Source organism: Brevibacterium iodinum ATCC 49514, assembly GCF_900169265.1.
Taxonomy (GTDB): Bacteria; Actinomycetota; Actinomycetes; order Actinomycetales; family Brevibacteriaceae; genus Brevibacterium; species Brevibacterium iodinum.
This window is the reverse complement of sequence record NZ_FXYX01000019.1, coordinates 56,771-68,461: the sequence shown is the minus strand read 5'-3', so window position 1 is coordinate 68,461 and position 11,691 is coordinate 56,771. Positions and strand designations below refer to the sequence as shown.

General features: G+C 65.9%; 11 protein-coding genes. 2 read left to right on the top strand and 9 right to left on the bottom strand.

Translation table 11 applies throughout. The features are described from left to right. Positions 1-5 precede the first annotated feature (5 nt). On the top strand, positions 6-197 hold the full coding sequence (locus tag BI49514_RS17310; RefSeq protein WP_420836300.1) for a transposase: 192 nt from the start codon (positions 6-8) through the stop codon (positions 195-197). 67 nt (positions 198-264) lie between these two features. On the opposite strand, the gene BI49514_RS12650 is transcribed toward BI49514_RS17310, so the two are convergent. From BI49514_RS12650 to speB, 3 genes are all read right to left on the bottom strand, one after another. Continuing rightward, positions 265-1,833: a sodium:solute symporter family protein gene (locus BI49514_RS12650; RefSeq protein ID WP_101546872.1), complete on the bottom strand. Its 1,569-nt coding sequence runs from the start codon at positions 1,831-1,833 to the stop codon at positions 265-267. A gap of 125 nt (positions 1,834-1,958) precedes the next feature. Continuing rightward, the gene (locus BI49514_RS12645) at positions 1,959-3,560 is read right to left on the bottom strand and encodes a thiamine pyrophosphate-binding protein (protein ID WP_244195170.1); all 1,602 of its coding nucleotides are present in this window, start codon (positions 3,558-3,560) and stop codon (positions 1,959-1,961) included. Then, entirely contained in the window at positions 3,561-4,571 is a 1,011-nt protein-coding gene (gene speB, locus BI49514_RS12640) for an agmatinase (RefSeq protein ID WP_101546871.1), read from the bottom strand. It abuts the gene before it with no gap. A 145-nt stretch (positions 4,572-4,716) separates the two neighbouring features. Here speB and BI49514_RS12635 point away from each other — a divergent pair, with 145 nt between their 5' ends. Beyond that, the gene (locus tag BI49514_RS12635; RefSeq protein WP_101546870.1) at positions 4,717-6,138 is read left to right on the top strand and encodes a PucR family transcriptional regulator; all 1,422 of its coding nucleotides are present in this window, start codon (positions 4,717-4,719) and stop codon (positions 6,136-6,138) included. A 54-nt stretch (positions 6,139-6,192) separates the two neighbouring features. Here the strand turns inward: BI49514_RS12635 and BI49514_RS12630 are convergent, their stop codons facing one another. The 6 genes from BI49514_RS12630 to BI49514_RS12605 all read right to left on the bottom strand — a co-directional run bounded on the left by BI49514_RS12630 (position 6,193) and on the right by BI49514_RS12605 (position 11,684). Further along, the gene (locus BI49514_RS12630; RefSeq protein ID WP_101546869.1) at positions 6,193-7,380 is read right to left on the bottom strand and encodes a histidinol-phosphate transaminase; all 1,188 of its coding nucleotides are present in this window, start codon (positions 7,378-7,380) and stop codon (positions 6,193-6,195) included. A gap of 70 nt (positions 7,381-7,450) precedes the next feature. After that, positions 7,451-8,236, bottom strand: a complete 786-nt coding sequence (locus BI49514_RS12625; RefSeq protein ID WP_101546868.1) for a tetratricopeptide repeat protein — start codon at positions 8,234-8,236, stop codon at positions 7,451-7,453. Beyond that, positions 8,233-9,399: a vWA domain-containing protein gene (locus BI49514_RS12620; RefSeq protein ID WP_101546867.1), complete on the bottom strand. Its 1,167-nt coding sequence runs from the start codon at positions 9,397-9,399 to the stop codon at positions 8,233-8,235. Before BI49514_RS12620 ends, BI49514_RS12625 begins: the two co-directional genes overlap by 4 nt. Then, entirely contained in the window at positions 9,396-10,370 is a 975-nt protein-coding gene (locus BI49514_RS12615; protein ID WP_101546866.1) for a vWA domain-containing protein, read from the bottom strand. Before BI49514_RS12615 ends, BI49514_RS12620 begins: the two co-directional genes overlap by 4 nt. Next, positions 10,361-10,813: a hypothetical protein gene (locus BI49514_RS12610; protein ID WP_101546865.1), complete on the bottom strand. Its 453-nt coding sequence runs from the start codon at positions 10,811-10,813 to the stop codon at positions 10,361-10,363. Before BI49514_RS12610 ends, BI49514_RS12615 begins: the two co-directional genes overlap by 10 nt. Further along, positions 10,800-11,684 carry a DUF58 domain-containing protein gene (locus tag BI49514_RS12605; RefSeq protein WP_101546864.1) on the bottom strand — a complete coding sequence of 295 codons (885 nt, stop codon included), beginning with the start codon at positions 11,682-11,684 and terminating at the stop codon, positions 10,800-10,802. Before BI49514_RS12605 ends, BI49514_RS12610 begins: the two co-directional genes overlap by 14 nt. Positions 11,685-11,691: the final 7 nt, after the last annotated feature.

The window sequence follows — 11,691 nt, the reverse complement described above, 5'->3', positions numbered from 1 at the left end:
GGAATGTGGTCAGGTTCAGGCTGAATCGCAGTGGTGATCGTAGGTTGAATTCTGCGTTGTACATGGTGGCTATCACGCGGCTATCTCACCATCAGCGGTCCCAGGAATATATGGCGAAACGGCTTGGCGGTCTTGCCCCGATGGAATATCGGACCAAGACCGCCACAGCCGAACAGCCGGTAACTGCTTTATGCTGACCCCACAGCAGTCCAACTATTGGGGACCACTCCAGCGCGAGTTTGCTGAGCCGCCGTCAGGTAGCAATTAGCGGGTGATGCGTTCCTTCCAGGCGGTCATGACCTCGGGCGAGGTCGGCTTCGACGCGAAGGACCCGACGAGGTAGCCGACCAGCGAGGCGATAAGGCCCAGGTAGATGGCCTCGTTGGCGTAGATGCCCGCCAGGATCATCACGACGATGGTGGTCACGGCGCCGAGGATCATGCCGGCCATGACGCCGACGATCGTTCCGCGTTTGAACACGAGACCGCCGAGGATCGGGATGAACAGACCGGCCACCAGCAGGTTGTAGGCCACGGTCAGCGCCTCGACGACGCTGGGCATGATCATCGCGAGCACCAGCGTGACGACGCCGAGCACGATCAGGTAGATGCGCGAGTCGCGCACCTCATCTCCGGTCTCGCGGACCAGCGACCGCACGAGCGTCGACTTCGCGCCGGAAACCGAGTGAGAACCGGATTCCGAGCCGGAAATGCCGGACGCACTCGCCGAGGCGGCCGCACCATCCGTCGCCGTATCCTTCGCACCGGCTCCCGCACCGTCGCCGTCGCCGCCTTCAGGCACGATGTCCTTGCGGGCGAGGATCGGTTCGACGATGTCCTGTCGACAGACGGTCGAGGCGGCCATGAGCGAACCCGAGGCCGTCGACATCATCGCGGCCAGAGCCGCAGCGAGCACGATGCCGGCGAGTACCGGAGACATCGAGGCATCGACGACGGCGACGAACACATCGTCCTGGACCTCGATGCCGGGCACGATCTTCGTAGCGGCCATGCCGATGAGCGCACCGGCGACAGCGTAGAGCAGGCAGTAGACGCCGGCAGAAAAACCGCCCCACCTGGCCACACCCGGGCTGCGGGCGGTGAACACGCGCTGCCAGATGTCCTGGCCGATGAGCAGACCGAGGGTGTAGATGAGGATGTAGCCGAGGATCGCCTCCCAGCCGATGCCCACCGGAGAGGTGTGCGTGTCCGGCAGCGAGGAGAACAGCTCGGAGATGCCTCCGGACTTCGAGAGCACGAGGCGCAGCATGATGAGGAAGATGCCGATCGTCTGAATGAAGAACTGCACGAAGTCCGTCAGCGTGATCGACCACATGCCGCCGAGCATCGAATAGAGGATGACGATGCCGCCGCCGATGAGCACCGACCACACCTTGTTGAGATCGAACAGGGCATGGAAGACCGTGGCGTAGGCGACCGTCGACGTCGTCGAGATCATCAGACCGTAGGCGGTCGTGATCGCTCCGGAAACGAAGCGGGAGCCCTTGCCGTAGCGGAGTTCGAGCATCTGCGAGACCGTGTAGATCTCGAGCTTCTGAATCTTCGGAGCGAAGAACAGCGAGAGCGCGATGATTCCCAAGCCGATCGCGAACACGAGCCACATTCCCGACAGCCCGGCCGTGTAGCCGAGGCCGACACCGCCGATCGTCGACGCGCCGCCGAGGACGACGGCCGACATCGTTCCGGTGTACAGCAGTCCGCCGAGGCGGCGCCCTGCGACCAGGAAGTCCTCCTGGTTATGGGCCTTGAAGCGGCCCCAGACTCCGAATCCCACCATGGCGGCGAGATAGATGATGACTACCAAAGAGTCCACAGCGGCCCTTTCTGTTGGATCGGCTCAGTGACCGACGGTGATGTGGATGGCGGTGGGCATGGTGCGATCGAGCGCCTCGGCGATGGCCCGCGGCAGAGCGGAATCGATGTCCGCCTCGGCGATCGTCACACCGGCCCCGCCCATGGATTCGCCGAGTTTCGCGAAGTCCGGACGGGCGAGCCTGACAGCGAAGGGTCGATGTCACGGTCGACCATCTGACCCTCGATCTCCGCATATCCGCCGTTGTCGACGACGACGAAGGGGATGCCCAGTCCCAGCTCGGCAGCGGTCATGAGCTCCTGGATGGAGAACATGGCCGCACCATCGCCGAGGATGCACACGACCGGTCGCGCGGGATCGGCGACCTTCGCTCCGAGGGCGGCGGGAATGCCGTAGCCCAGGGTGGCGAATCCCGGCATGTAGAGCAACTGATCGGGTGTGCTCGCCGTCAGTGCGTGCACCGTGCCGTCGTAGGTGACCTGCGAGGAGTCACCGGAGATGACGACGGTCGATCCCGCACCTTCTTCGACGAGCCGGGTGACCCGGGCGCCGATCGCATCGAAGTCGAAATCGGTGGCCCAGGTCTCCCGGATCCGGGCGACCCGATCGGCGCCGGCTTCCTTCGCCGAGGCGGCCGATCCGTCTCGTCCGGACGATTCCGTTCCATCAACGCTCGCCGAGGCGGCGCCGTCGTTTCCGATTCCGAGCGCGCTCATGAGCGCGGTGAGGAATTCGCCGGTGTCCGCGCAGGCGAGGATGTCCCCGGGCAGGTTCTTGTTCAGCTGGTCGGGGTCGATATCGCAGCGGATGACGGTCTGCCCGGCAGACTCATCACGCACACCGATGCTCGTCTGCGCACCGATGACCCCGCCCCACAGGTCGGAGTCAGCCAATTCGGAGCCGAGCACGATGAGCACATCGGCGGCCGCGGACTCGGCCTGCACGCTGGCGAAGCGCACGTTCGAGCCCAGCGACAGCGGGTGCGTCTCGGACACGATGCCCTTGCCGTTGGCCGTCGTCGCCAGCGGAGCGTCGAGGGCCTCGACGAGACGGGCCACCTCGGCGTGGGCTCTTCTGGCACCACCGCCGGCGACGACCATCGGACGCTTCGCCGAACCGATCGCCTCGGCGGCGCGGGCCACGACATGGTCATCGAGCCCGGGGCGACGTCCCGCGAACGGGACCGGAACGCTGCCGTTCCAGGCTCCCTCGAGAACGTCGAGGGGAACCTCGATGTGCACGGGCCCGGGACGGGCCGAGTCGAACATGGCGAACGCCTCTGCGACGGCCTGCGCTGCACCTTCTGCGGTGCGGGTGCGCTGGGAGGACACGAGGAGGTGGCCCACCGCACCGGAGGAGTCCTTCGTCTCGTGCAGCATGCCGACGTCGGCGCGCTCGAACCCGGTGGGCACACCGGGGGAGAGAATGAGCATCGGTCGGGACTCGGCATAGGCGGTCGCGGCGGCGGTGATGACGTTCGTCAGCCCCGGCCCCGAGGTCGTGATGACGACCCCGGGTTTGCCGGAGACGAGGAAGTACCCGTCGGCACCGTAGCCTGCTCCCTGCTCGTGGCGAGGAGTCACGGCGCGGATCCCGAACTCCGGCAGATGCCGATAGAACTCGAGATTATGGGTGCCGGGGATGCCGAAGATCGTATCGACACCGTGGGCGGCGAGGGTCGCCACCACTGCACGACCGCCGTTGCGGACATTTAGTTCGGTGCTCATTCAGATACCCAGGGCACTGCCGGACGGGCCGGAGGGAGCGGTGACTCCGTTGTTCTCCGCCGCCCAGAGGGACAGGACCTCGTAGCCGACATGAGCGGCGGCGAGTCCGGTGACTTCGGCATGGTCGTAGGCGGGGGCGACTTCGACGATCTCGGCGCCGACGACATTGAGTCCCTGGAGCCCGCGGATCGAGTTGAGCAGCTCACGGCTGGTCATTCCACCCGCCTCGGGGGTGCCGGTGCCGGGTGCGGCCGCCGGATCGAGGACGTCGATGTCGACGGACAGGTAGACCGGAGCGTCGCCGAGGCGTCCCCGCATCCGGGCGACGACGTCCTGGACGGAGGTGAACTGGTATTCGTCGCTGCGGATGATCTGGAAGCCGAGCACCTCATCGTCCTCGAGGTCCTTCTTCCCATAGAGGGGGCCGCGGATGCCGATGTGCATCGAGGCAGTCATATCGATGAGGCCCTCTTCGCTGGCGCGACGGAAGGGAGTGCCGTGCGTGTAGGGCGCGCCGAAGTAGGTGTCCCAGGTGTCCAGGTGCGCATCGAAGTGGAGGACGGCGATCTTGCCGTGCGTCTTGTGCAGGGAGCGCAGGTTCGGCAGGGCCAGGGTGTGATCCCCGCCGAGGGTGAGCAGCTTGGCCCCGTCGGCGCGCATGGCGTCGGCGTTGGCCTCGACGGTGGTGATGGCCTCTTCGATGTCGAAGGGATTGACGCCGAGGTCACCACAGTCGGCGACCTGCTGCCAGGTGAACGGGTGGACGTTCGTGGCCTGGTTGTAGGGGCGCAGCAGCTTCGAGGACTGGCGGATGTGAGCGGGCCCGAAGCGGGCACCGGGACGGTAGCTGACGCCGGCGTCGAAGGGAATGCCGATGACCTTGACGTCGATCTTCTCGCCGGGACGCTCGGCTTCGACTTCGTCGATGCGCGGCAGCAGTCCGAACGTCGGGGGTCCTGCGTAGCGGGGTGTCTTGCTGTAGTCGGCTGGGCCGAGCGGCTGAGACGTCACTGGCTTGCTCCTTCGTCGTAGCGGCTGACCCGACCCGAGCGGGCCGGAGGTGATGCCCTCAGCCTAGGACGTGGGTCACGCAACACCGATATCCAGTAGGGAGCAATTGAAACCACTACTGTCCGGAATGGATAGAATCGGGTGTATGGTCACCTTGGAGCAGATCTGGTCACGCGCAGAACTCGCGCTCGAAGTCATCGTCGATTCGCCCACCGCAGCGGAGCAGAACGTCACGATCGTGCACTCCTCGGAGCTGCCGGAGGTCGACGAATGGCTTGCCGGCGGTGAGGTGCTGCTGACGATCGGGGTCGGTCAGGACCTCGGCGGCGACACGGTCGGGGACTATGTGCGCCGCCTCAAGGCTGTCGGCGTGCATGCGCTCGGCATCGGACTGGGCTACGACCTGCCGTGGCAGCAGGTTCCGCCGAAGCTCATCGCCGCCGCGAAGGAGGCGGGGCTGGCGCTGTTCGGCGTGCCCGAGCCGGTTCCGTTCGTCGCCGTCGTCGATGCCTTCACCCGGATGCGTGAGGCCGAGACCAACCGGGAGCTGACCCGGGCGAGCAGCGCCGCCCGCCGTTTCGCAACCGCGTTGGCCGGGGAGGGGCCCGCGGCGCTTGTGGCCGATCTGGCGGAGACGCTGGAGGGTCCGGTCCGGTTCGTCTCGCCGACAGGCAGGGCGTTGAGCGGGGACGACGCCGAGGAAGACGTACGTTCGGCACTCATCGAGGAATCATTGAAGCCGACGACGGGGACTCGCCTCATCCGCACCGGTTCGCGGATCGTCGAGGCCGTTCCGATCGGAGGTGATCATCCGCTCGGGTGGATCCTCACCCCCGCCGAGGCGGCCGGATCTCCGAAGACGCGTGCCCTGCTGCTGTCGACCGCCTCGGCGCTGTTGGCGATGTCGTTGGCGGATCTGCCCGCTCCCTCCGGTCGCGCGCTGCTCTTCGACGCCGATCTCAGCGGCGACGAAGCACGTGGGGAGTGGACTCGGGCGACGGGGTTGGCACCGGTGTCGACGGTGGGGATGCGCATCTTCGGCGGTGTCCGTGGGGACTCCGCCGAACGCCTCATCGCCGATATCGTCGGTCGGAGCCTGCTCACTCGCACCGGTTCGCTGCTCGGGGTGGTCGGGGCGCAGGAACGCGGACTCGATGAGCTGGTGACGAGGGCCGCCGAGGTCACCGGTCTGGACGTGCTTGCGGAGAAGAGGCTGCCGTTGGGTCAGCTCCATCACACGTGGATGCTGTGGCGGACCCAGCACGAGTCCGAGGCCTCCGAGGTCAGGGCGCTGCTGTCGGCGGTCGATGAGGAGGCTGCCGACCGATTCGTCGATCGGGTTCTCGGCGAACTCTTTCGGGCTCGCGGCGGTGAGGAACTGTTGGAGACTCTCCGGGCCTTCATCGCCGCGTCCGGGGCACGCGAGCGCATTGCCGCTGAGTTGGGAGTCCACCGGCATACTGTGCGGGCACGGTTGGCGAAGATCGAGAAGCTGCTCGGCCGGGACCTCTCCCGTGCCGAAACGCTGCAGGCGGTGTCGTTGGCACTCGAACTCGCTGAACTCTAGGCCCACCTCTCACCGACCGCTCGGCACGGTGTGCTGCGCGGCGGTGCTCTTCGATCAGTCCTCGAAGTGTTCGATGTGGAAGCGTTCGGCGATCTCAAGCACTCGGGCGAGGGCTTCGTCTTCGCCGATGCTGATGCGCACACCGGCCCCGAGGTTGCGCACGGCCACGGCCTGTTCGACGCAGGCATCTTCGAAGGCATCAGATTTCTCACCCAGCGGCAGCCAGACATAGTTCGCCTGTGCTTCGGGCACCTCCCAGCCCTGTTCGCGCAGTGCGGCTGCGAAGGCATCTCGGGTCTGTGCGATCTCGCCGGCCCGTTCGAGCACCTCGTCCCAATGATTGAGGGATTCGAGGGCGGCTGCCTGGCTGAGGTCGGTGACGCCGAAGGGGATGACGGCCTTGAGCAGTCCTGCGATGACCGGCGGATGGGCGACGGCGTAGCCGACACGCAGCCCGGCGAGTCCGTGTGCCTTGGAGAATGTGCGGAGCAGAACGAGATTCGGATAGTCGCGGACAAGACCGAGTCCATCGGCTCGTCCGGGCACGGTGGCGAACTCCCAGTACGCTTCGTCGAGTGCGACGAGGACGTGGTCAGGCACCTTGTCGAGGAAGGCGCGGACCTCGTCGTCGCGCAGCACCGGGCCCGTCGGATTGTTCGGTGAGCACAGGATGATGAGACGGGTGTCTTCGGTGATCACCGCCGCCATCGCGTCGAGGTCGTGGAGACCCTCAGCTGTCAGCGGAACCTCGTGGCGGCCGGACCCGACGAGCCCGGTGGTCTGCGGATACATCTCGAACGACGGCCACGGATAGATCGCCTCGGTGGTGGCGTCCGAGGTGATCTGGGTCAGAGCGACGAGCAGTTCGCTGGCACCGGTCGTGACGACGAGCTGATCCAGTCCGACACCGAGGCGGTCGGCCAGTCCCTGACGCAGCGCCAGCGCCGCGTCGTCGGGGTAGAGCGCGGGGTTCGCCGCGTGAGCGACCATGGTCTCGAGCACTGCCGGCAGGGGAGGCAGGAAGTTCTCGTTCGAGGAGAGTTTGAACGACTGTAGGCCCTCGACCTGGCGGGGAGGTTTGCCCGGAATATAGGGCGGGAAGGTCTCCAACGCGGCCCGCAGCCGCGGTGACGGGGCAACGGGTGCGGACGCCGAAACGGTGGAGTCGGATGCGCTCGAGGACAAAGTCCCGGGCGCCGAGGTGGACGCAGAATCTGAAGAAACGGGGTCGGAGACGTTCATGGACTCATGATGTCACAGCGGATCAGCGCTGCCACCACGCCCCGGAGGGGTCAGACCTCGTCGACGAGGATCACCAGGGTTTCTCCGGGTTCGACCGGCCCCCGTCGCCGCCGGGACCCTGCTGTTGCTGCTGTCGTTCGGAGTCCTCGCGGCGCTTCTCCAGCTCGTCCCGCTTCTTCTCACGTTCGGACTTGCCTGAGGAATCGTCCGGTTTCTCCTCCTCTTCCCCGGGGTCCTGGCTTTCATCCCCGGAGGATTTCTCGTCCCCGGAGTCCTTCTCCTGCGAATCCTCGTCCTCGGACTCGCTGCCGTCGGTTCCCTCGTCCTTGGCTTTCTCACCCTGCTTCTTGTCCTCGACGCGTTCCTTCGCCTGGCTGCTCTTCTGCTTCTCTTCGCTCTTCTTCGGCTGGCATTCCTCGGGCGCGTCTTCGAGGGTCTTCAGCGAACGGTCGTAGAGTTCCTGCGACTGGTCGGGGTCCTGGGAGGCGATCTGATCTGCCTGCTTCTCATAGACAAAGGACAGGTTGATCCGCACGGCACATTCGGCCGAGGTCGGAGCGATCTCCAGAGCGGCTTCGAGATCGGTCTGGGCAGCGTCGTAGTCGCCGACGGCCGCCTCGGCAGTGCCGCGGTTGAAGTAGCCGATATGGCGTTGGAACGGGCTGACCCGAAGGAACGCCGTCGCCGCCTTCTTGGCACCGGGGAAGTCATTCGAGGTGTATCTGACCTGCGAGGCTGTTCCGAAGTATGTGGCCATGGCGATATAGCCGAAGACCAGGGCGAATATTGTGCCGAGGATGAGGTTGATCTTCGTGATCCGACGCAGCCGTGACCACAGATTCTGCAGGCGGTTCATCGCGGACCTCCCTGGTAGGGCACCGGCTGGTAAGGAACCGATCCGCTGGGGCCGTGTAGGCCTCCGGGACCAAACGGACCTCCGGGACCGGGTGGGCCGCCTCGGTGAGGTCGCTTGGGGGTGATCGCCTTGAGGCGAAGGTATTCGCGGACTCCGAAGACGAGCTCCACGGCGATCCACGCGAAGACGAGGATGAGCGGGACCCAATAGTATTCGTCGACGGTGACCCGGCCGTCCTTCTTCACCAGGGCCTGATCGTATTTCGGGGCGGTGTAGACGCTGGAGATCGCGCCGTTTCCGTTCCGGTGGTGGTAGTCGACGTCGAGGTCCGAGGCGATCTGGCGCAGGTTGCCCTCGTCGATCTGCGAGATCCCCGGATTGCCGTTGCGGTCCTGGATGTACTCGGGAGGTGCCTGATCGTCATCTGGGTCATCGGGGTCGCCGATGCCGGGCGCATTGCCGGGATCACCGACACCGGACCCAAAGCCGAAAGGCTGGCTGTCGCGCATCTTCCCGCCTTGATCGGTGCCGTATCCGAAGACGGCGCCGCTGTCGATGCGGGAGGCGAACGGCGACCACGACTCCGGATTCTCCGATACGGTCTGCTCACCGTCGCCGAAGTAGAACACGACGTTCTTGTTCTCCGGGCGGTCCTCATCGTTCGAGGTCATCCGCTTATCGAGCTCCTCACCGGCCTCGGTGATCGATGAGCCTCTGGAATTCATGGATGATTCGGGTTCGAGGACGTCGACGGCGGAGGCGAAGGCGGCGTGGTCGGTCGTCAGCGGCATCACAGTGGCTGCGGTCGAAGCGAAGGTGATGATGCTCAGCCGGGTGCCGGGGAAGGCGTCGGAGAGTTCGAGCATGTCCTCCTTGACCCCCTCGAGGCGGGTGTTGTCCCCGTCGAAGTCCTCGGCGGCCATCGACGTCGTGACGTCGACGACGAAGTAGACATCGGCTCGTGCCTCGTACTCCTCGGTCGAGGATTTGATGGGGATGCCGGGGCGTGCCAGTGCGATGGCGAGCACGGCGACGACACCCATGCGGGCGAACCATTTCCAGCGTGCTCCGTCGCCGCGGATGGCGGGGATGATGCACACGGTGAGCAGGGCGAGGACGATGAAGCCCCAGCCGAACCAGGTAAAGACGGGATCGAAGATCATGATTTCGTCCTCCACGCCAGCACGAACACTCCGGCGAGGCCGAAGGCGGCGAGTGCGAGCGGAACCACCGGCATATCGTGGACGATCGTGTATGAACGGCCGGGGGTGTTCGCCGCTTCCTGGCTCTGGATCTCCTCGACGATGCGGTCGATCGTCGAGGCCGAACCCATGTCGAACTGTTCGCCGCCGGTACGGTCGGACACGGATCGCAGCTCCTTCGTCTGAGTGGTCGTCAGCACCGAGGGAGGGGAGAGGCTGTAGACGCGGACTTTTGCGTCGACGGCGATATCGGCGGCTTCGTTGAGTTCGAAGAGCGGCTCACCGGCGAGCATATTGTCCGTGGCGAAGATGATCGACCGGGACCGGTCCTCGTCCTGTCGGTCGAAGTTGTCGACGCAGCTGACGAGTCCGTCGCCGATGAGTGAGGAGCCGCCGATGTTCGGCGGAGAGGTCGACCACGAGTAGTCGGTGCCCTCTGCACCCCAGGTGCGGAACCCCTCCTCGGCCTCGGCGAGGTAGTTCTGGACCATGTCGTAGTCGTCGGTGAGCGGGAATGCGGAGACCGCGGTGGCATTGAAGACGGTCAGGCCGATGCGTTCGCCGTCGAAGCGGTCGACGAGCTCCTGGTAGGACTCGAGCAGGTCGGCGTCGTAGCCGAGCATCGACCCGGACACGTCGAGGCAGAGCATGACATCGCGCATTTTCCGTTCCGGGTTGACCGTCTCCACCCAGGCCGGACGTGCGACTCCCGCCAGTGCGGACAGCCCGGTGAGGACGATGACACCGAGGAGGGCGACCGTGGTCACCAGCCGTCTGCGCATGGCCCTGCGGAAACTCGGCAGGCTCGTCATCCGTCCGCTGTGGGCCACGGCCAATGAGGACTCCGTCGTCTTCGGACGGCGGAGCCAGAAGACGGCGGCTGCGGCGAGGGCCAGCAGGATGAGCGCCAGCCACCAGAACATCAGGACCATCGCGCTACCAACGTCCGGGCCTCAGCGATCTGCGGCTGCAGGCCGGCCGGTTCGGCTTCGGCGAACTCCGCCTCGTAGAGGCCGAGCAGGCACTGCGCGAGGTCGTCGAGACCGGCGACTGCTGCATCGCGGTAGGTCAGGTGCTCGGCTTTGACGCCCCATGCGTCATGGGCGAATTCGCGCACGATCGTCGCCAGCTGCTGTGCCGATTCGCGCACGTCCGCCCATTCTGCGGTCAGACCCGTCTCCACGGCGCTGATGCGGGAGAGGTAGGTGCTGCGCACGGGAATCGGGATGCGCGGTCCATCCGCTGAGGTGACCCCGGCGGCGGCGCGGAAGAGCGGGGCGAAGAGGTTTCCGCACGCCAGCAGCAGGACGAAGCAGGCTGCCACGTACCACGCCGGTGAGACCTCCAGAGGCCCGATGAGTTCAGCGGGGCCCACGGCGGTGCCTCAGCAGAAGAGTGTGCAGTCGGCCGAGGGCCGACTTCGGATGGTCGATTTCGATGTGGGCGATGCCCAGCTTGGAGAGAAGGTCGATGCGCTGCTGACGACGGGCCGCCTCGGCGAGGGCGAATTCCTGTCGGACCTCGGGTTTCGTCATCACCGAGGTAGGCAGTCCATGGTCGGGTCGGGCGATGTCGAACGGCGCCGAGGCGGGCGGCAGTCCCGCGAGGTCCGCGTCGGTGATCGTGATCCACAGGACCTCATGTTGGGCGCGCAGCCGACGGATCGTCGCTTCGGCCTCCGGTCCCAGCGGGGCCTGATCGGAGATGACGACCAACAGCATCCGATGATTGATATGGCTGGTGATCCACTGCAGCTGGGTGTTGATCGACCCGGGGGAGTCGCTGCCGGTCTCGGCGAGGATCTGCTGCAGGAGGTGCTCGAGGTGGGCCTCGCTGCCTTTCCGCGGGGAAGCGGTGGTGTGACCGGCGTTTCCGTGGATGAGCATGACGTCGTCGGCGTGGCGGACGGCGAGGTAGCCGACCATCCCGGCCATGAGGATGGCCAGGTGGCGTTTGTCGGCTCCGGCGGAGGTCACGGCGTCGAAGTTCCGGGAGGTGTCGACGACGAGGCCGAGGATGTGCCGACGGTGAGCGACATAGCGTTTGACCAGGGGTTCTGTGTGCCTGGCGGTGGCTTTCCAATCGATGTCGCGGATCTCGTCGCCGGGGATGTAGTCGCGCAGATCGTCGAAGTCGAGGCTGTGGCCGTGGAAGACCGAGGAGTAGTCGCCGTCGAGGAGGCGCCGGGTCCTCCGATGGGCGTGGATGGTCAGCCGCGCCTTGATTCGGTTGAGCAGGACAGTCATCGCGGCA